Annotated in this window: 20 protein-coding genes; 9 read left to right on the top strand and 11 right to left on the bottom strand. The window is 68.6% G+C overall.

Annotated features, from left to right (window positions below; genetic code table 11):
- Position 1 precedes the first annotated feature (1 nt).
- Positions 2-382, top strand: a complete 381-nt coding sequence (locus tag E5843_RS07440; RefSeq protein ID WP_136412286.1) for a hypothetical protein — start codon at positions 2-4, stop codon at positions 380-382.
- A 30-nt stretch (positions 383-412) separates the two neighbouring features.
- Here the strand turns inward: E5843_RS07440 and E5843_RS07435 are convergent, their stop codons facing one another.
- The 9 genes from E5843_RS07435 to E5843_RS07405 all read right to left on the bottom strand — a co-directional run bounded on the left by E5843_RS07435 (position 413) and on the right by E5843_RS07405 (position 11,002).
- Positions 413-877, bottom strand: coding sequence for a hypothetical protein (locus E5843_RS07435; protein ID WP_136412285.1), 465 nt, complete (start codon positions 875-877; stop codon positions 413-415).
- Positions 837-1,295, bottom strand: coding sequence for a DUF4124 domain-containing protein (locus tag E5843_RS14580; protein WP_425480742.1), 459 nt, complete (start codon positions 1,293-1,295; stop codon positions 837-839). Before E5843_RS14580 ends, E5843_RS07435 begins: the two co-directional genes overlap by 41 nt.
- A 94-nt stretch (positions 1,296-1,389) precedes the next feature.
- A complete protein-coding gene (locus tag E5843_RS07430; RefSeq protein ID WP_141065857.1) occupies positions 1,390-2,940 on the bottom strand; it encodes an EAL domain-containing protein in 1,551 nt (516 codons plus the stop codon).
- Between the two features lie 133 nt (positions 2,941-3,073).
- Positions 3,074-4,744 (bottom strand): ABC1 kinase family protein, encoded by a 1,671-nt coding sequence (locus E5843_RS07425; protein ID WP_141065856.1) that lies wholly within the window; start codon positions 4,742-4,744, stop codon positions 3,074-3,076.
- An 82-nt stretch (positions 4,745-4,826) separates the two neighbouring features.
- Complete coding sequence (locus tag E5843_RS14130) at positions 4,827-5,030, bottom strand: hypothetical protein (RefSeq protein ID WP_134673394.1); 204 nt, start codon at positions 5,028-5,030, stop codon at positions 4,827-4,829.
- Between the two features lie 136 nt (positions 5,031-5,166).
- A complete protein-coding gene (locus E5843_RS07420; protein WP_141066142.1) occupies positions 5,167-6,498 on the bottom strand; it encodes a replication-associated recombination protein A in 1,332 nt (443 codons plus the stop codon).
- Positions 6,499-6,669: 171 nt separating this feature from the next.
- On the bottom strand, positions 6,670-7,293 hold the full coding sequence (lolA, locus tag E5843_RS07415) for an outer membrane lipoprotein periplasmic chaperone LolA (RefSeq protein ID WP_141065855.1): 624 nt from the start codon (positions 7,291-7,293) through the stop codon (positions 6,670-6,672).
- 158 nt (positions 7,294-7,451) lie between these two features.
- Entirely contained in the window at positions 7,452-9,782 is a 2,331-nt protein-coding gene (locus E5843_RS07410) for a DNA translocase FtsK (RefSeq protein ID WP_136413065.1), read from the bottom strand.
- 149 nt (positions 9,783-9,931) lie between these two features.
- Entirely contained in the window at positions 9,932-11,002 is a 1,071-nt protein-coding gene (locus E5843_RS07405; protein ID WP_134673392.1) for an alanine dehydrogenase, read from the bottom strand.
- A gap of 218 nt (positions 11,003-11,220) precedes the next feature.
- Here E5843_RS07405 and trxB point away from each other — a divergent pair, with 218 nt between their 5' ends.
- The 4 genes from trxB to infA all read left to right on the top strand — a co-directional run bounded on the left by trxB (position 11,221) and on the right by infA (position 14,402).
- Entirely contained in the window at positions 11,221-12,174 is a 954-nt protein-coding gene (gene trxB / locus E5843_RS07400; RefSeq protein ID WP_141065854.1) for a thioredoxin-disulfide reductase, read from the top strand.
- Between the two features lie 27 nt (positions 12,175-12,201).
- A complete protein-coding gene (locus tag E5843_RS07395) occupies positions 12,202-13,344 on the top strand; it encodes a GNAT family N-acetyltransferase (protein WP_208542741.1) in 1,143 nt (380 codons plus the stop codon).
- Positions 13,344-14,084: a leucyl/phenylalanyl-tRNA--protein transferase gene (gene aat / locus E5843_RS07390; RefSeq protein WP_136412283.1), complete on the top strand. Its 741-nt coding sequence runs from the start codon at positions 13,344-13,346 to the stop codon at positions 14,082-14,084. The genes E5843_RS07395 and aat overlap by 1 nt, the downstream gene beginning before the upstream one ends.
- 99 nt (positions 14,085-14,183) lie before the next feature.
- A complete protein-coding gene (gene infA / locus E5843_RS07385) occupies positions 14,184-14,402 on the top strand; it encodes a translation initiation factor IF-1 (protein WP_133322078.1) in 219 nt (72 codons plus the stop codon).
- Between the two features lie 64 nt (positions 14,403-14,466).
- On the opposite strand, the gene clpA is transcribed toward infA, so the two are convergent.
- Together clpA and clpS are read right to left on the bottom strand one after the other, a co-directional pair.
- A complete protein-coding gene (gene clpA / locus E5843_RS07380; protein WP_136412282.1) occupies positions 14,467-16,746 on the bottom strand; it encodes an ATP-dependent Clp protease ATP-binding subunit ClpA in 2,280 nt (759 codons plus the stop codon).
- A gap of 80 nt (positions 16,747-16,826) precedes the next feature.
- Positions 16,827-17,147, bottom strand: coding sequence for an ATP-dependent Clp protease adapter ClpS (gene clpS / locus E5843_RS07375; protein ID WP_100322997.1), 321 nt, complete (start codon positions 17,145-17,147; stop codon positions 16,827-16,829).
- Positions 17,148-17,252: 105 nt separating this feature from the next.
- Between clpS and E5843_RS07370 the strand changes: the two genes are divergently transcribed.
- The 4 genes from E5843_RS07370 to hflD are packed head-to-tail and all read left to right on the top strand — an operon-like array spanning position 17,253 to position 19,946.
- Positions 17,253-17,726 (top strand): hypothetical protein, encoded by a 474-nt coding sequence (locus E5843_RS07370; protein ID WP_136412281.1) that lies wholly within the window; start codon positions 17,253-17,255, stop codon positions 17,724-17,726.
- On the top strand, positions 17,723-18,184 hold the full coding sequence (locus E5843_RS07365) for an NUDIX hydrolase (protein ID WP_136412280.1): 462 nt from the start codon (positions 17,723-17,725) through the stop codon (positions 18,182-18,184). The genes E5843_RS07370 and E5843_RS07365 overlap by 4 nt, the downstream gene beginning before the upstream one ends.
- Complete coding sequence (gene mnmA, locus E5843_RS07360) at positions 18,181-19,338, top strand: tRNA 2-thiouridine(34) synthase MnmA (RefSeq protein WP_136412279.1); 1,158 nt, start codon at positions 18,181-18,183, stop codon at positions 19,336-19,338. Before E5843_RS07365 ends, mnmA begins: the two co-directional genes overlap by 4 nt.
- Positions 19,335-19,946, top strand: coding sequence for a high frequency lysogenization protein HflD (hflD, locus tag E5843_RS07355; RefSeq protein ID WP_134673385.1), 612 nt, complete (start codon positions 19,335-19,337; stop codon positions 19,944-19,946). The genes mnmA and hflD overlap by 4 nt, the downstream gene beginning before the upstream one ends.
- Positions 19,947-20,075: the final 129 nt, after the last annotated feature.

The raw sequence follows: 20,075 nt of genomic DNA, 5'->3' as shown, positions 1-20,075 counted from the left end.
AATGAGTCCGGACGATCCGATACGCATGTTGCAGGTCGCCGCCTGCCTGTTCGCCCTGGCAGCACTCGGCGGCGTGGTGATGGCCGCGATCCGCTTCAGCGGAAAACGCAACCCTCCGGCGTGGCTGGCGATGCTGCACGGGCTGCTGGCTGGCGCCGGTATCACCTTGCTGGCCTATGCGGCCTGGGTGGATGCGGTGCCGTCCCCGGCGCTGCTGGCGTTGTTGCTGTTCCTGCTGGCAGCCGGTGGTGGCACGGTGCTGAGCCTGGCCTACAAGTGGAAGCAACGTCTGTTGCCGTCGTGGCTGGTCATCACCCATGCACTGCTGGCGGTGGTCGCCTTCGTCCTGCTGCTGCTTGCGGTATTCGGCGCGGAAGGTTGATCGGTCCATCGCGGGACGCGGCTGCGGTGATCATTGCGATGTCGCGCGGCACCGCCCGCCGACATCTTCCCAGCCGTTGGGCAGGCGGCGCACCGTACGGCCGCCGGCACACGCATGGGATGCGCCATTGGCCTTGGCGGTGACCGGCCCGGGGTAACCCGGCAACGGTGGTGCATGTGCGGATGCGCGCCCTCGCGCCCGAGGCGTATGCAACTCCGCTGGTGTCTGTGTCCAGGCGGGTTCCATCGATTCGACGAAGATGGCGATCTCGCGCTGCATGCGGTCGAGCTCCGTCGAAACCACGTACCACACGATCAGACCCTGGGCGATGCTGAAAACGCAAAGGGCGAGCAATACGGCTGCGAACACGTCGCGGAAGCGCAGCGGCTCGGGCTCGCGCCTGCCTGCCGCATGGTGTCGCCGTCCGAAGCGTGCGGTGGCGAATCCGTCGGGATCAGGCGCCGACCCCTCTCCTCTGTCCGATGTCGTGGTCATTCGCGGCCTCCCCCGTCGCGGGCATCCGGTCGGTCAGCGGCGATGGTTGCATGACTTGCTGACCTCGGTGGCCCAGTACGAGATCTGCTCGTACGTACGGCGGTTGCCGAGAGCCTGCATTGCGCGGTCGCGCTGGGCCTTGACCCGGTCGCAACTGGATCGCCCCGATTGCGCGCCGACCGGGGGTGGATGCTCTCCCCGCCCCGCCCGCATTGCGCCGCACCACCGCCTGCGCACGAGCCTGTTCGCGTTCGATCTGCGCCTGCCGCTGCGGCGTGGTGGCATAAGCCTCGCCGCCATAGGCGCGTTCCTGCTGCTGCCCGGCGCCGCACGGTGTCGACTGGAAGACAGCGCCGTCCGGGCCCATGCATTTGTAGACGGTCTGTGCCGCCGCAGGCGCACACAGCGCCAGCCACATGGTCATCATCATCCCTGCCCTCATCCCTGATCTCCTGTGTGTCGCATCCATGCGTCTCCGAGTGTAGCTCCGCGCCCTGCGGGCGATGCAGGCATCACGTGGTCGGCAGGTCCTGCACGGCGACCGGTCGTCCCAGCAACCAGCCCTGCCCGATCGCCTGCGGTGCAAGCCGGCAGACATGCTCGGCCTGCTGTTCGGTTTCCACACCTTCGACCACGATGCCCACGCGCAAGGCATGGGCCATGGTGCACATCGGCTCGAAGATCTGGCCGACCACGGAATCGGAGCCGGCCGCTTGGGTGAACAGCTTGTCGATCTTGACCGCGTCCAGTGGCAGCGCGGCGAGGTAGTCGAGGCTCGAATAGCCGGTGCCGAAGTCGTCGATGTAGAAGCGGTACCCCTTCGCGCGCAGGAGATGGATGTTGCGCACGAGGTCGTCGCGCATCGCGGTGGAACGCTCGGTGATCTCCAGGACGATGCTGGCGGCGGCGATGCCATGCAGCGCCGCCTGTGCATCCAGGTAGTCATGGAACCGCATGTCCAGCAGGTCTTCGGCGGTCAGGTTGATGCCGAGGTAGAGGCCGCTGTCGCGCTGGAGGGTGGGCGCCATCTCCGCGAACGCCTTGGCCACCACCTGGCGCGCCAGCGCCCGGCCCAGACCGGTCTGCTCCGCCATCCGCACGAACACTTCCGGGGGCACGTCGTCGCCGCTGGACGTGGTCCATCGCACCAGCGCCTCGAAGCCGACGAGGCCACGGTCGGACAGGCGACGCAATGGCTGGTAGACCATATGCAGGCGGTCGGTGCGGATGACGCGTGCAAGTCGTGCTTCCAGCGATGCGCGCCGCCGCCGCGATGCACCCATCATCGAGTTGATGCCCATGCCGGCCAGTCCGCCGAGCAGGCACAGGCCCAGCACGCTCTGCAGCGATGCGTCCGCCAGGCCGGACCCGCGGGTGCGTGCCATGACGCAGAGGTCGTAATCGTCGTCGCAGGCGAGTTGCACGCGCGCCGAACCGAGGTCATGCCATGGCTCCTCCCGCGCGCCCGGGAGGATGGTCGCCTCGCTGCCCCACGCGCGCATCACGTGGCGGCGGTCGCGCGTGGTGACGATCGAGGACGTACGCGGATCGAGCCTGGCGATGTCGCCGAACCAGTCCGGTGCCACGAACAGGATCGCGTCGCCGGCGGCGACCATGTCGGTGGAGATGCGCCGATCCACCAGGGTGGAACCGACGCTCCAGAAGCGGTAGGCGGTGGCGTGCCGGGTCGGCTCCGGCAACATTGGCGGATGCGGCAGCACGCCCCAGGCCGCAGTGCAGAGCACCCGGCCATCCTCCACCCGGCCGATGTCGCGGATGTGTTGCGACTGGAACGCGAGTACCCGCAGTTCGGTCAGGTCGTCGGCGCTGCAACGCGCGGTGGTCAGGCGGAGGCTGTCGTTGAGCGCCCGGGTCGACTGCGTGGCGACGAGGCGCGTGGCTTCCAGCAGCCGGTCGACATGGCGCTCGAGGCGGTGCCGGTCGCCCTGCACCCACGCCGCGTGCGCGAGCAGGAGCGTCAGCAGGATCGAGCCCGCCACGACGGCGGCCGCGAAGATGCCGGACCCGTTCAGCGATTGCGCGGTCTTGAACCTCCGGTGCAACCTGCCGCTCTCCACTCGTGGATACAGGAGTCCCGCCGGAAACGTCCGGAAACCGGCGGGATCAGTATCTTAGCGGCTGGCTGCGGGCGGGCTTGAGGCGGATGCGATCCGCCGCGTCGCGCGGCGACTTTGCTCAGTCCGAAGGGCTGCGTTCCTCCCGCGGGCGCACCTTGCGGTCCGACAGCAGCGCCGAGACCACCAGCGCAACACCCAGCGCCCCGGCAAGCACGAACATCACCAGCGCGAACGCCGGATAGCCGAACAGGGTGAACCTGGTCCGTACCTGTGCAAGCATCGCCGCGCCGACGATCAACGCCGCGGTGATGATGCCGGTGGAGATGCGGTTGGCGATCTTCTGCAGGCTCTCCATGAGGTGGGATTCCTCGAGCCCGCCAAGCTGCACCCGCAGCTTGTTGTCGGCGATCAGCGACAGGATGTCGGCCATCTTGCGCGGCGCGCCACGCAGCAGTTGCTGCGTTTCCAGTGCCTCCATGCCCAGCCGGCGTGGCGACAACGACGATTGCAGCCGCTTGCGCAGGATCTGGTAGGCGTGCTTTTCCACCGCCTTCTTGACGTCGAGCTCGGGCTCCAGCGCGTTGCACACCGCTTCGAGGTTGAGCATGGTCTTGCCGAGCAGCGTGGTCGCCGGTGGCATGCGCAGGCGGCATTCGCTGCCGATGCGCGCCAGCTCCAGCAGCAGCCGCCCTTCCGACAGGCCCATCCGCTCCGAGCGCACCGCATAGCGCGCCACCAGTTGCGACACTTCGTGTACGTAACGTGCCTCGTCGAAATTCTCCAGGCGCGCGCTGATCGCGATCGATTCCGAGGCCACGTCTTCGCCGCGGCCGTCCACCGCCGCCAGCACCAGCTTGAGCAGGCGCTCGCGCTGGCGCGGGGGCACGTGCGCCACCATGCCGAAATCGAGCAGCGCCAGACGCTGGTCATGCAGCACCAGCACGTTGCCCGGATGCGGGTCGGCATGGATCTCGCCATGCACGAACACCTGGTCGAGATAACCCTTCAGCAGCGCACGCGCGAGGTTGCCGTAGTCGTTCTCGGTGCGCTGCAGGCCGCTGATGTCGGTGACCTTGGTGCCCGGCGCGTACTCCATCGTCAGCACGCGCAGCGAGGTGTAGTCCCACACCGGGGCGGGAATGAACAACTCCGGATACACCGAGAGCCGCTCGCGGAAGCGGTCGAGGCTTTCGGCCTCGTCGAGGTAATCGAGTTCGGCAAGCAGCGCACGCTGCATCTCGCCGACGATGTCCACGAAATGCAGCCGCTGGCCGATCGAGGTGAAGCGGTCCGCACCGCGCGCAAAGCGGTCGAGCACGCCGAGGTCGGCATGGATGAGATCCTCCACGCCGGGACGCTGGATCTTGACGGCCACTTCGCGCCCGTCGTGCAGCGTGGCGCGGTGCACCTGCGCCAGCGATGCCGCACCCAGCGGCTCTTCGTCGAAGCTCGCGAATGCCTTGCTGAGGCGCACGCCAAGCGCTTCCTCCAGCATGGGCTGCAGTTCGGCGAACGCGACCGGCTGCACGTCGTCCTGCATCCGCTTCAGCGCATCGAGGTACACCGGCGCAAGCAGGTCGGTACGCGTCGACAGCGCCTGGCCGATCTTGACGAAGGTCGGGCCGAGCGCCTCGAGATCGTCGACGAACTCCTCCGCCTTGCGCACGTCACCGGGCTGTACGCGGGTGGTGCCGACATTGCCGAACACGCCCGCGCGGTAGTACTTCAGCGCGAAGCGCATGATCCGTGAGGACCGGTCGAATGCACCCGGCTTTCCGGTTGACGCCATGTTCCACCCCTGTTCTGTCGGCCTGTGGCCTGCCGGCCTGGACGCGAGGGTGGCAGCGGGTTTGTGAACAGGACGTGCCGGATCAGCGCGCCTTGCGCCAGAATTCGCGAACCATCGGGCGCGATCGTGACCAGTCACCCGGTCGTTCGCGTTCCCAGAGCCTGCCGATCAATGGCTCCACTTCATGCCAGGCGCGGTCGGGGTGGAGGTCACGCGCTTCGCGGGCGTACAGCGCCCCCAGCTGGGTCCGCGGGATGGGGTCGAGGCATCTGTCACGGGCGGCCATGGCGGTTCTCCCTGTAAACGATTCCCTGACGATCGAGTATGGCCGCGAACCCCCGCCGGAGCGGACCGTCCGTCGCCTCGCAGTCAGCAGGCGTAACCGTTCAGGCTGGCAGCGCGCTTACCGGGCGTCCCGGCCTCTACGGCGCTGTCGTCGACTCACCCGCTGGATCGACGGCAGCGCCGCCCTGCCCATCGCCGCCCGATTCGCCGCGCGCCTCGGCGCGTGCGGCACGCAGGCGGTCCAGCTTCTCGCCCAGCTTGAGTTCCAGTCCACGCGCCACCGGCCGGTAGTAGACGCGCTCGCCCATGGCATCGGGAAACCCGGTCTGGTCCAGCGCGATCCCGCCTTCGGCATCGTGGTCGTACTGGTAGCCCTTGCCGTAGCCGAGCTGTTTCATCAACCGCGTCGGCGCGTTGCGGATATGGATCGGCACCTCCTGGGTGCCGTGCTCGCGTACATCGGCGCGGGCCTGGTTCCAGGCCATGTAGGCGGCGTTGGATTTGGCGGTGCTGGCGAGATAGAGCGTGAGCTGCGCGAAGGCGAGCTCACCTTCGGGGCTACCCAGGCGCTCGTAGGTGTCCCATGCGTCGATGGCCATCTGCAGCGCGCGCGGATCGGCGAGGCCGATGTCCTCCACCGCCATCCGCGTCAGCCGCCGCGCGAGGTAGGCCGGATCGCAGCCGCCGTCGAGCATGCGTGCCAGCCAGTACAACGCAGCGTCGGGATTGCTGCTGCGCACGCATTTGTGCAGTGCCGAGATCTGGTCGTAGAACTGCTCGCCGCCCTTGTCGAAGCGGCGCGTGCGGTCGGCCAGTACCTGCAGCAGGGTCTGCGCGGTGATCCGGCCGCCTTCGTCCTGCGCGAGTTCGGCGGCGATCTCGAGCAGCGTCAGCGCGCGACGCACGTCACCATCGGCGGCCGTGGCGATCTCGTGCAGCGCCGTGTCCTCGATCCGGATCCCCTGCCCTCCCAGCCCACGTTCGCCGTCTTCGAGCGCGCGCTGCAGCGCGGCCTCGATATCGGCCACCGACACCGCTTCCAGCACGTGCACGCGGCAGCGCGACAGCAGCGCGGAGTTGAGCTCGAACGAGGGGTTCTCGGTGGTGGCGCCGACGAACACGATGCTGCCGCGTTCGATATGCGGCAGGAACGCATCCTGCTGCGCCTTGTTGAAACGATGCACCTCGTCGACGAACAGCACGGTGCGGCGGCCATCTTTGAAGCGCTGGGTCGCCTCGGCCAGCACCTGGCGTACTTCGGGCAGCCCGGAGAGCACGGCGGAAACCGCGCGGAACTCGGCATCGGCGTAGCGTGCCAGCAGCAGCGCGAGCGTGGTCTTGCCGCAACCGGGCGGACCCCACAACACCATCGAATGCACGCGGCCGGACTCGACGGCGCGGCGCAACGCGGACCCGGGAGCAAGCAGGCGGCGCTGGCCGACCATCTCGTCGAGCGTGCCCGGACGCATGCGCTCGGCCAGCGGACGCAGCGCCTCGTTGTCGGCGCTCAGCAGGTCGGGACCACGCGGGGCGGAAGATTTTCTGGACACGCGGCCATTCTACCGGCGGCCCCGTGGACACACGCGCGCGATCGCTTGCGGTGCGCGTGCCCGGCCGTGGCGGCCGGACACGCGGATGGCTCACTCGCCGATGACGTCGACGCCCGCCGGCGGCGTGTAACGGAACGTGTCCGCGGCGAAGCGCGGGTTCTTGCGCCAGCCGCTGAAGGCGATCTCGGTGCGCTGGCCGAGCGCGTCGACGACCTCCATCCGCACCAGTGCCGTGGCATCGAAACCCAGACGTGCGGACTGGAAGCTCGCGTCCTGGTCGCGCTTCGGGGTCAGCGTCATCCAGTGCAGGCCGTCGACCGGCGCGGCCTCTTCGCTGACGTCGAAATCGCGGTCAAGGCGGCCGGGTTCGATCAGCGTCGCCAGCGGGCTGTTCTGCTCCTCGGGGCCCTGCGGACGCACGGTCACCTGTTCCAGGTCCGGGTCGAAAACCCAGACGCGGCGGCCATCGGCCACGATCAGCTGCGGGTACGGCTTGACGTATTCCCAGCGGAACAGGCGCGGGGCCGACAGCGCCACGCGGCCACTCGAGCTTTCCTTGACCCGCCCGTTGCCGTCGAACACGCGCTGGGCGAACTGGCCATCCAGGCCCTTGAGGTCGCGGGTAAAGGTCTGCAGGACATCACGCGCGCCGGCGAACGCGCCGAACGGCAACAGCGAGGTGGCAAGGGCGGCGGCAAGCAGGAGGCGGCGCATGGTCGGATCCCGTTTCGTTGGTTGCGGCGGAGTTTGAATGGGGGTTGCTGAACGGGTGGACGCGGAAGGACGGCATGCCCCGGGCAACCGTACGAATATCGCAACAGCGTTCAGCCCGCCGCGTCAGTGCGTCGTGGAGGTCGCGGCCAAGGCCGCTCCTACCGGGGTGGCGGCGGGGCCAGCACCGAACGGTCGCCATTGTGTTCCGGCGGGCTGACCACGCCGGCGGCTTCCATCGCCTCGACCAGGCGCGCGGCGCGGTTGTAGCCGATCTTGAGCCGGCGCTGCACGCCGGAGATCGAGGCGCGCCGGGTCTCGGTGACGATCTTGACCGCCTCGTCGTACAGCGGGTCACCCTCGTCCCCTGCCCCGCTACCGCTTTCGGGCAGGCCGGTGGCACCGACGACGATGCCATCGCCCATCGTCTGCACTTCGTCGAGCACGCCTTCGATGTACTCGGCGGTGCCCGACTGCTTGAGGTGTTCGACCACGCGATGCACTTCCTCGTCGGACACGAACGCTCCGTGCACGCGTTCCGGCAGCGCGGTACCGGGCGGCAGGTAGAGCATGTCGCCGTTGCCGAGCAGTGCTTCCGCGCCGGACTGGTCGAGGATGGTGCGCGAGTCGATCTTGGAGCTGACCTGGAAGGCGATGCGGGTGGGGATGTTGGCCTTGATCAGGCCGGTGATCACGTCCACCGACGGGCGCTGCGTGGCCAGGATCAGGTGGATGCCGGCAGCGCGTGCCTTCTGCGCCAGGCGCGCGATCAGCTCTTCGACCTTCTTGCCGACGATCATCATCATGTCGGCGAATTCGTCGATGAAGATGACGATGTACGGCAGCGGTTCGAGCGGCTGTGCGACCTCGTCGATCTCGGGGTTCGGCTTGAACAGCGGGTCGAGCAGCGGCTGCCCCGCGTCCTGCGCGTCCTTCACCTTCTTGTTGAAGCCGGCCAGGTTGCGCACGCCGACGGTGCTCATCAGCTTGTAGCGGCGCTCCATCTCCGCTACGCACCAGCGCAGGCCATTGGCGGCCTCCTTCATGTCGGTGACCACCGGCGCCAGCAGGTGCGGGATCCCCTCGTAGACGCTGAGTTCCAGCATCTTCGGATCGATCATCAGCATCCGCAGGTCTTTCGGCGACGCCTTGAACAGCAGGCTCAACACCATGGCGTTGACCGCCACCGACTTGCCCGAGCCGGTGGTGCCGGCCACCAGCAGGTGCGGCATGCGCGCCAGATCCGCAACCGTCGAGCGACCGCTGATGTCCTTGCCGAGTGCGAGCGTCAGCGGGCTCGCCGACTTGTCGTATTCCTTCGAGCGCAACAGTTCGCTGAGATAGATCATCTCGCGCCGCGTGTTGGGAATCTCCAGGCCGATCACCGACTTGCCCGGGATCACGTCGACCACGCGCACCGACTTCACCGAAAGCCCGCGCGCGATGTCCTTGTCCAGCGAGCTGATCTGGCTGACCTTGATGCCCGGCGCCGGCTCCATCTCGAAGCGGGTGATGACCGGGCCCGGCTGGGCCTCCTTCACCTCGACGTCGATGCGGAAGTCCTTGAGCTTGAACTCGATCTGCCGCGACAGGGTCTCGAGCGTGTCCTCGTCGTAGCCCCGCGGCTGTGGCTTCGGGTCGTCGAGCAGCGACAGCGGTGGCAGCCCGCTGGGATCACCGCCGGTACCCTTGAACAGCGGGATCTGCTGCTCGCGCTTGGCGCGTTCGCTGCGTTCGACCACGGCGATTTCCGGAGCCGGCGGTTCGATGCGCACCGGCGCACGCCTGGCGCGCTTCTCGGTATCCGCCTTGCGGACTCCCTCGCGTTCTTCGCGCAGCTCGCGGGTCTTCTTCCATTCGCTGGCCTGGTGGCTGCCACGACGCAGCAGCGCCGGCAGCTTCAGCACCGCGGCGCCGATGTGGTCCATCACCCGGAACCAGGACAACCCCGTGGCCAGGGTGATCGACACCAGTACCAGCGCGAGCAGGAACAGGTTGCCGCCGACGGGGCCGAAGCCGGCATACAGCGAGTTGCCGACCAGTCGACCCAGGATGCCGCCACCACCGGCCGACAGGTCGGCCACGTTGGGCATCCGCAGCGCGAGCAGGCCAGTCGCCGAGACCAGGAAACCGACGATGCCCGCCAGCCGCAGCGCGGGGCCGAGTTCGGCCTTGCCATCCCCGTCGGTGTCCATGCCGAACATCGCGATCCACGCGATCGCGCCGAGCATCAACGGCAGCAGGTAGGCGATGTAGCCGAACAGGTGCAGCAGCACGTCGGCCAGCCACGCGCCGACGGGACCGCCCACGTTGTGCAGCGGTTCGGCCACGCTGCCCGAGCGCGACCAGCCCGGGTCGTCGGGCGAGAACGTCAGCAGGCTGGCGAAGAGATAGAGCAGCAGAGGCGCGATCAGGATCAGCGCGATGTCACGCCACAGCCGCTGCCGGCGCGGGTTCGGCGGTTCCGCGCTCGCGGCAGTGCTGCCGCGCATGCGCTTTCCCTTGCTGCTGCGTTCCTGGAGCGGGAGTGCCACCGTGCGTACTTACCTGAGGTATGGCGTGCAGGGCATTGATCTTACGCTGGAAGTTTCCGTCGCGCACGCCTGCCGCAAAGCCCCCGGCAAGCCGGGGGCCGCGTGGCTCAGAGCGACATGCCCTTGAGTGCCGGATGCACCAGCTGGCCGCCTTCGACGTTGATGCCGCGCACCAGCGCCGCGTCGTCGCGCCAGTTCGGCGCCGAGGCGAGCTTGTTGACCCATGGCAGGATCGTTGCGCAGATCGCCTGCGAGCTGGTCTGCGGCACCGCGCCCGGCATGTTGGTCACGCAGAAGTGGGTCACGCCCTCTTCGACGTAGGTCGGTTCCTTCCAGGTGGTCGGGCGCGAGGTCTCGAAGCAGCCGCCCTGGTCGATCGCGATGTCCACCAGCACGCTGCCCGGCTCCATGCCGGCGATCATCTCGCGGGTGGCCACGTGCGGGGCCTTGGCACCGGTGACGAGCACCGCGCCGATCACGAGGTCGGCGCTGGCGAGTTCGCGCGCGACGACGTCGCGGTACGGGTACAGCGCGGTGACGTTGTTGCCCAGGCGCATCATCTCGTCCATGCGGTCCTGGCGCATCTCGAACACCACCACGTTGGCACCGGCCGCAGCAGCAAGCGCCGCCGATGCGCCGCCGGCCTTGCCCGCGCCGAACACGATCACCTTGCCGCGCTCGGTGGACGGCATGCCGCCGAGCAGCTTGCCCTTGCCGCCTTCCGGCTGGTGCAGCAGGTGGGTGCCGACCTGCACGCCGATCTTGCCGGCGACCACCGACATCGGTGCCAGCAGCGGCAGGTCGCCATTGGGCAGTTCGACGGTCTCGAACGCAACGCCGGTCAGGCCGATGTCGAGCAGCCTGCGGGTCAGCACGGGCTCGGCGGCCAGGTGCAGATAGCAGAACAGCATGTGATCGCGACGCAGGTGCGCGAGGTCGCCTTCGATCGGCTCCTTGACCTTGACGATCATCTCGCCCTTCTCGTACAGCGCTGCCGCGTCCGGTGCGATCTTCACGCCCAGGCGGGCGTAGTCGTCGTCGCTGAAGCGCGATTTCTCGCCGGCCCCGGCTTCGATCCAGACCTCATGTCCGCGGCTGACCAGGTCGCCGGCGGCAGCCGGTACCAGCGCCACGCGGCCTTCGAGGGTCTTGGTTTCCTTCGGCACGCCAATCCGCATTGCAACTTCTCCACGTGTTGACCGGCGCTGCCGGTCGTCTATTACGAAAAACCCGCACCGGTGGAGTGCGGGCGGTTGCGGGCTCGCGGTGGGGGCGCGGGCCGCGTATCGGGATGGAGCGTTCCGGGCTGCCGGCGCCTGCGCGCCTTGTGCTGGTGATGGTGCGCCGCCAAGCTATGCGGCCCGGAATACCCTGTTTTCCAACGTCGCGAGTATACATGAGCACCCCGAAGCACTGCCGCCTCCTGATCCTCGGTTCCGGCCCTGCCGGCTGGACCGCCGCCGTCTACGCGGCACGCGCCAACCTCAAGCCGGTGGTGGTCACCGGGATGCAGATGGGCGGTCAGCTGATGACGACGACCGAGGTCGACAACTGGCCCGGCGATGCACACGGCCTCATGGGTCCGGACCTGATGGCGCGCATGCAGGCGCATGCGGAACGCTTCGAGACCGAGACGGTGTTCGACCACATCCACACCGCCGACCTGTCGCAGCGTCCGTTCCGGCTCAAGGGCGACAACGGCGAGTACACCTGCGAGGCGCTGGTGATCGCCACCGGTGCCACCGCCAAGTATCTCGGCCTGCCGTCCGAGGAGACCTTCAAGGGCCGCGGCGTGTCCGCCTGCGCCACCTGCGACGGCTTCTTCTACAAGGACCGCGAGGTCGCGGTGGTCGGCGGCGGCAACACCGCGGTCGAGGAGGCGCTGTACCTGTCCAACCTCGCCAGCAAGGTCTACCTGGTGCACCGCCGCGACACCCTGCGCGCGGAGAAGATCATGCAGGACAAGCTGCACGCCAAGATCGCCGCCGGCAGGATCGAGCCGGTGTGGCACCACGTTGTCGACGAGGTGCTGGGCGACGACGCCGGCGTCACCGGCCTGCGCCTGACGTCGGTGCAGGACGGCTCGACCCGGCAGATCGACGTGCACGGCTTCTTCGTGGCGATCGGCCACACCCCGAACACCTCGCTGTTCGAGGGCCAGCTGGCGATGAACAACGGTTACCTCGAGATCCGCTCCGGTCTCGGCGGCGGCGCCACCGAAACCTCGGTACAGGGCGTGTTCGCCGCCGGCGACGTCGCCGACCAGCATTACCGCCAGGCAATCACCTCGGCCGGTTTCGGTTGCATGGCGGCGCTGGATGCCGAGCGCTTCCTCGACCAGCAGGGCTGAGGATTCCAGTCGCCGACGGCCGCCTGCGTGAGCGTCCGGCCTGAAGCGCGCGTGCTGCCGTCGCTGGAAGAGGTTCCAGCGGCGGACTGGGATGCCCTGCATACCGGCAGCAACCCGTTCGTCGCCCATGCGTTCCTGTCCGGGCTGGAGGCGACGGGGTGCCTGCGCGCGGACTGGGGGTGGACGCCACGCCACGTCACCGTCTGGCATGGCACTCGCCTGGTGGCCGCCGCGCCGGGTTACCTGAAGACCAACTCGCACGGCGAATTCGTTTTCGACCATGCATGGGCGCATGCGTATGCGCGCTACGGCCGGGAGTATTTCCCCAAGTGGCTGGGTGCGGTGCCCTACTCGCCCGTCACCGGGCCACGCCTGCTCGCCGTGGATGACGCCGCGCGCCGCGCACTGGTCGCGGCGATCCGCGGCCAGGCCGGGGCCGACGGACTGTCGTCGGCGCATGTCAATTTCCATACCGCAGCCGACGACGCCGCGTTCGGCGACGACTGGCTGCCGCGGCTGGACGTCCAGTACCACTGGCACAACCCGGGCCCCTGGCGGCGGTTCGACGACTACCTCGCGGCAATGGACCACAAGCACCGCAAGAACATCCGCCAGGAGCGCGCCCGCGTGGCGCGGGCGGGCGTGACCTTCCGCGTGCGCCATGGCGACGAGGCGGACGCCGCGGACCTCGATGCGATGTATGGCTTCTACCTGCAGACCTTTGTCGAGTACGGGAACTCGCCGGCGCTCACTCCCGCCTTCCTGCGCCACCTGGCGACGAGGATGCCGCGCGCCCTGGTGCTGATCCTGGCCGAGCACGGGGGCGAAACGATCGCCGGCGCGCTGTGCCTGCGTGGCCGCGACACGCTGTACGGACGTTACTGGGGCGCCACCCGCAGCCTGCCGGGCCTGCATTTCGAGACCTGCTACTACCAGGGCATCGACTACTGCCTGCGCGAAGGGATCGCCCGTTTCGAACCAGGCGCACAGGGCGAGCACAAGATCGCCCGCGGCTTCCTGCCGCACTTCGTGCGCAGCAGGCACTGGATCGCCGACCCGGCATTCGCCGACGCCCTGCGCGACTGGTGCACGCAGGAAGCCGCCAGCGTGCGCGCCTACGCGGCGACACTAGCCGCGCATTCGCCGTTCAAGCCGGATGCCGCGACCTGATGGCGGTGGACGCACGCCCGGCCATCCTCGGTGCCGATCCGGACGCACCGTTTCCGCCGGCGACGCAGGCGTTGTGCGAGCCGGACGGACTGCTGGCCATTGGCGGCGACCTGAGCCCGCAACGGCTGCTGGCGGCCTACCGCGGCGGCATCTTTCCCTGGTATTCGGACGGCCAGCCGATCCTGTGGTGGTCACCGGACCCCCGCGGCGTGTTCGTCACCGGCGACCTTCACCTCTCCACGCGCTTTCGCCGCAGCCTGCGGCGTTCGCGCTGGACGGTGCGGGCCGACACCCGCTTCGGTGCCGTCGTGGCCGCCTGCGCCGGTGCACCGCGCCCCGGGCAGGACGGCACCTGGATCACCGACGCCATGCAGGCGGCCTACCTGCGCCTGCATGCGCTCGGGCATGCCCACAGTGTCGAGGTGCTGGACGGCGAGCGCCTGGTTGGCGGCATCTACGGCGTTGCGGTGGGGCGGATGTTCTATGGCGAGAGCATGTTCAGTGCCGAGTCCGGCGGCTCCAAGGTCGCGCTCGCCGCGCTGGCACGGCACCTGGCGGGACGCGGGTGGCCGCTGATCGACGCGCAGATGCCCACCGCCCACCTGGAGCGACTGGGGGCGCAATCGTGGCGGCGGGCGCGTTTCCTCGACACGATCGCGCCGCTGGTGGAGGCATGCGAGCCGCCTGGTACCTGGCGCGAGCGCTTCGGCGAGCAGGCCGCGCGCGACCTCGCAGGGTGAGTGCGCCTCGCTATTTTTGCGCCGCGACGCCATCCGTGGCAGAATGGCGCGTTTTCCGGGTCTGCGATTCCGCGCCCGCGACCAACGCAGACAGGACGCATGGCGAAAGACGACGTCATTGAATTTGAAGGCACCATTTCCGAGACCCTGCCGAACACGATGTTCCGGGTAAAGCTCGAAAATGGACATGAGATCATCGCCCACATCTCGGGGCGGATGCGCAAGAACTACATCCGCATCCTGACCGGTGACCGGGTCAAGGTGGAGATGACTCCCTACGACCTCACCAAGGGCCGGATCACCTACCGCATGAAGTAGGTTCCACCGGCGCAGAAGAAAGGCGGCCAATCGGCCGCCTTTTTCATTGTCGCGCCCTGCGGGCTCAGTCCACCGTTGCCGGCAGCAGTTTCTCCGGCTCCGGCGACGCCTCGACGACCAGTTCGCCGTCGCGCACATCGATGCTGACCCTGCCGCCGTCGACCAGCGTGCCGAACAGCAGCTCGTCGGCCAGCGGACGCTTGACCTTGTCCTGGATCACCCGCGCCATCGGGCGTGCGCCCATCTGCGGGTCGAAGCCGTGCTGGGCCAGCCAGTCGCGTGCCTCCGGGGTGGCGTTGATCGACACGTTCTTCTCGTGCAGCTGCGCTTCCAGCTCGATGACGAACTTGTCCACCACGCGCAGGATGTGGTCGAAGCCCAGCGGCTGGAACTGCACGATCGCATCGAGGCGGTTGCGGAATTCCGGGCTGAAGCTGCGGCGGATCACTTCCATCGCGTCGGTGCTGTGGTCCTGGCGGGTAAAGCCGATCGAACGCCGCGAGGCCTGCTGGGCCCCCGCGTTGGTCGTCATCACCACGATCACGTTGCGGAAGTTCGCTTCGCGGCCGTTGGTATCGGTCAGCGTGCCGCGGTCCATCACCTGCAGCAGGATGTTGAAGATGTCCGGATGGGCCTTTTCCACCTCGTCGAGCAGCAGCACGCAGTGCGGCGTCTTGACGATCTTCTCGGTCAGCAGCCCGCCCTGGTCGAAGCCCACGTAGCCCGGGGGCGCGCCGATCAGGCGGCTGACCGAATGCGGCTCCATGTACTCCGACATGTCGAAGCGCACCAGTTCAATGCCCAGCTGATGGGCGAGCTGGCGGGTGACCTCGGTCTTGCCGACGCCGGTTGGGCCCGCGAACAGGAAGTTGCCGATCGGCTTGTCCGGATTGGCCAGGCCGGAGCGCGCCAGCTTGATCGCCGAGGCCAGCGTTTCGATCGCCGGGTCCTGGCCGAAGATCACCATCTTCAGGTTGCGCTCGAGGTGCTGCAGCACGTCCTTGTCCGAGGCGCTCACCTGCTTGGCCGGGATCCGTGCCATCCGCGCGACGATCGTCTCCACCTCTTCGACGTCGATCAGCGCCTTGCGCACGCTTTCGGGCAGCAGGCGCTGGCGGGCGCCCGCCTCGTCGATGACGTCGATGGCCTTGTCCGGCAGCAGGCGGTCGGCGATGTGCTTGACCGACAGCTCGACCGCGGCGCGCAGCGCATCGTCGGCATAGGTGACGTCGTGGTGCGACTCGTAGCGGGCCTTGAGCCCGCGCAGGATGTCGATCGCCTCGCCGGTGGTCGGCTCCACGATGTCGATCTTCTGGAAGCGGCGTGCGAGGGCGCGGTCCTTCTCGAAGATGCCGCGGTATTCCTGGAAGGTCGTGGAGCCGATGCAGCGCAGCTCGCCCTTGGCCAGCGCGGGCTTGAGGAGGTTCGACGCATCCATGGTCCCGCCCGACGCCGAACCAGCACCGATGATGGTGTGGATCTCGTCGATGAAGAGCACCGCGCCCGGATGTTTCTGGATCGCGGCAAGCACGGCCTTCAGGCGCTTCTCGAAATCGCCGCGGTACTTGGTGCCGGCGACCAGCGCGCCGAGGTCGAGCGAATAGATGGTGGCGTGCGCCAGCACCTCGGGCACTTCGCCATCGACGATACGCTTGGCCAGGCCCTCGGCGATCGCGGTCTTGCCGACGCCGGCCTCGCCGACGTACAGCGGGTTGTTCTTGCGCCGCCGGCACAGCACCTGGATCGTGCGCTCGATCTCGTCGGCACGTCCCACCAGCGGATCGATGCGGCCCTCGCGGGCGGCGGCGTTGAGGTCGGTGGCGTACTCGGCCAGCGCGTCGGCCTTGCCATCGCCACCCTCGCCCACCGTGCCCTCGCCGTCCTCGCCACCCGGCGCGGATTCGCCGTCGCTGGCCTTGGCAATGCCGTGCGACAGGTAGTTGACGACGTCGAGGCGGGTGACGTCCTGCTGGTTCAGGTAATAGACGGCGTGCGAGTCCTTCTCGCCGAAGATCGCCACCAGCACGTTGGCGCCGGTGACCTCCTTCTTGCCCGAGGACTGCACGTGGTAGACGGCGCGCTGGAGCACGCGCTGGAAGCCCAGCGTCGGCTGGGTGTCGCGGCCGTCGCCTTCGTCGAGCTTGGAGACGCTGGTCGCAATGGCCTGCTCGAGGTCACCGCGCAGGCGCTGGAAATCCACGCTGGTGGCCTTGAGCACGGCTTCCGCCGACGGGTTGTCGAGGAGTGCCAGCAGCAGGTGTTCGACCGTCATGTACTCGTCGCGGGCTTCGCGGGCCCGCTTGTAGCACTGGCCGATGGAGTACTCGAGATCCTTGCTGAACATGGGGCGGATGCCTCCGGAAAGTCTATGGCCTAGGTGGGGCCTGCCCGCCGGTTTTCCATGCCCGCCGGTCCTGCCTGCTTTTAGGCCTTCTCCATGGTGCAGAGCAAGGGATGCTGGTTCAGGCGCGCGTATTCGTTCACCTGCGCCACCTTGGATTCGGCCACCTCACGACTGTAGACCCCACACACGCCACGACCGCGTGTATGGACATGCAGCATCACCTGGGTCGCCTTCTCGAGGTTCATCGAGAAGAACCGCACCAGCACATCGATGACGAAATCCATCGGCGTGTAGTCGTCATTGAGCAGCAGCACCGCGTACATCGGCGGCCGGGCGAGTTCGGGGCGGCCGGTTTCGACGGCAACGCCGTGATCGTGCTCGTGTTCGGGATTGCGGGGCATGGCGGAATTATACGTTCCGCACCGCGACGTCCGTGGACGTCGCCGGGGCCCGGGGCGAGAATGCGTGTGCGCGTTGCTGGAACGCGCCATTCCGGATTCCCACCCATGTCCCTCGCCCTGCTGTTGACCGCCCTGCTGCTGCCGCCGCCTCCGGCGCCGCCCGAACCGCCGGCGCCTGGCGACGCGGTGCCGGCGCTGCTTGCCGAGGCCGGCATCGGGTACGAGGTCGACGGTGACGGCGACTACCGCGTGGTCTTCTCGTGGGCGCAGGAGTCGCGCACGCAGATGGTGTTCGTGTCCGGCCGCACCGAGGAGATCGCGGGCAGGCGCATCCGCGAGGTGTTCTCGCCGGCCGCGCAGCTCGAGGAAGCCCTCGATGCCGGTACCGCCAACGCCCTGCTGCGCGACAGCCAGACGCGCAAGCTCGGTGCCTGGGAGCTTGCCGGCGACGTGCTGTATTACGTTATCAAGCTGCCGGAACCGCTCGACGCCCCGCTGCTCGAACTGGCGCTGTCGATCGCCGCGGAAACCGCCGACGACCGCGAGATCGTCTTCAGCGGCGAACTGGACGCGCTGTGAGCGCACGTCGCGACCTCAGCGGACAGCCCGCGGTGACGGTGGCCACCCTGGTGGTCGACGACGGGCGCCTGCTGTGCGTGGAGGAGACCGCCGCCGGCGCGCTGGTGATCAACCAGCCGGCCGGGCACCTCGACCCGGGCGAGTCGTTGGCCGATGGCGCCGTGCGCGAGACCCTGGAAGAAACCGGCTGGACGGTGCGCCTCACCCACCTGGTCGGCGTGTACCAGTGGACGGCCGAAGACGGCCAGCCCTTCCTGCGCTTTGCCTTTGCGGCGGTGCCGGTCTCGCACGACCCGGCGCGGCCGCTGGACCGCGGCATCGAACGCGCGCTGTGGCTGACCCCTGCGCAACTGCGGCAGGCGCAAGCCCGCCACCGCAGCCCGCTGGTGGCGCGCACGGTCGAGGATTTCCTCGCCGGCCGGCGCTATCCGCTCGACCTCGTCACCTGCCTGCCGTGAGCGCGCCGCGCATCATCGTCGGCATGTCCGGCGGCGTCGATTCGTCGGTGGCGGCACTGCTGTTGCGTGACCGTGCGCTGCAGGACCCGGGCGAATCGATCGCCGGACTGTTCATGCAGAACTGGGCCGACGACGGCAGCGGCGACTGCCGCGCCGAGGACGACCGGCGCGATGCGGTCGCGGTCTGCGGGCGGCTCGGCATCCCGATCCACTTCCGTGATTTCTCCGGCCAGTACTGGCAGGGCGTGTTCGAGCACTTCCTGGCCGAGTACGCCGCCGGCCGCACGCCCAATCCGGACGTGTTGTGCAACCGCGAGATCAAGTTCCGGCATTTCCTCGACGCCGCCCATGCGCTGGGCGCCGAACGCATCGCCACCGGCCACTACGCGCGCGTGGATCACGCCGGCGGGCGCTGGCGGTTGCTGCGCGCGCACGACGCCGGCAAGGACCAGAGCTACTTCCTGCACCAGCTCGGCCAGAAACAGCTCGCCGCGACGCTGTTTCCGCTCGGCGAACTGCCCAAGCACCGCGTGCGCGAACTGGCCGCCGCCGCAGGCCTGCCGACCGCCGCGAAGAAGGATTCCACCGGGATCTGCTTCATCGGCGAGCGCGATTTCCGCAGCTTCCTCGGCCGCTACCTGCCCGCCCGCGAGGGCGAGATCCGGACCCCGGACGGGCGCGTGCTTGGCACCCATCCCGGCGTGTTCTATTTCACCCTCGGCCAGCGCGAGGGCCTGCAGCTGGGTGGCGTGCGCGGCTTTGCCGCCGCGCCGTGGTACGTCGTCGACAAGCGCGTCGGGGACAACGTGCTGGTGGTGGACCAGGACCGCGACAGCCGCTGGCTGATGTCGGACCTCACCTGGACCGAGGACATGCACTGGATCGCCGGCCGCCCGCCACAGGCGCGGTTCCGCGCGCTGGCGCAGACGCGCTACCGCCAGCCGCCGGAAGCCTGCGATGTCGCAGTGCGCGACGACGGAACCCTCGAAGTGCGTTTCGACCGCCCGCAGCGGGCCGTGACCCCGGGACAGTCGCTGGTGCTCTACGACGGCGACGAGTGCCTTGGCGGCGGGGTGATCGCCGCCACCGACGCGCCGGTGACCGCTGCACAGGACCGCGGGGACCACGGGGCAGCGGTTAAACTTGCGCGATGACTGATTCCTTCGACGATCGCGTGCTGGCCCTTGCGGCGCTCGCGCAGGCCTTGCAGCAGGTCCGGACCACCGCCGAGACCGGCCAGTCGCGCAGCGACGCCGCCAGCGCGGTGATCGACAGCGTGTTCCGCATCGATGCCGAGTCGGTGTCGGACGTCTATGGCGGCGTGCCGCCGTTGCATCCCGGCCTGCGCCTGCTGCGCGACTACCTGACCCGCCAGGCCCACGACGACGCCGTGCCCAAGCTGGCGCTGGCGGTGATGCGCCTGGAGCGCCGCTTCTCCTCGGAGCCGGCGGTGCAGGAGGCCGTCGGCAGCGGTCTGCGCAGGCTCGCCCCGCAGGCCGAGGCCCATGGCGGCACCCATCCGGACGTGCTCAACGCACTCGGCACCCTGTACGCCGACACCATCAGCCATCTGCGGCCACGGGTGATGGTGCAGGGTTCGCCGCATTACCTCGGGCAGGCGGGCGTCGTCGCGGAGATCCGCGCGCTGCTCCTGGCCGCGGTGCGCTCGGCGGTGCTGTGGCGGCAGGTGGGCGGCAGCCAGTGGGACCTGCTGTTCTCGCGCGGGCGGATGCTGGAATCGCTGGGAAGGCTGCTGCCGTAGGACCGGCCCGTCACCTGCGTACGCGTGCGCTTCTTGTGGCGCGCCTGCGCCGGGGCAAGCCGGCGCAACGGAACACGCCGTTCCCTGCCGTCTACGCCGGCGACGGTAAACTGGTGGGCCCCGTGTTGG

The organism is Luteimonas yindakuii (assembly GCF_004803715.2).
Taxonomy (GTDB): Bacteria; Pseudomonadota; Gammaproteobacteria; order Xanthomonadales; family Xanthomonadaceae; genus Luteimonas; species Luteimonas yindakuii.
The sequence above is the reverse complement of the archived record's forward strand: the minus strand, read 5'-3'. Positions and strand labels throughout refer to the sequence as shown.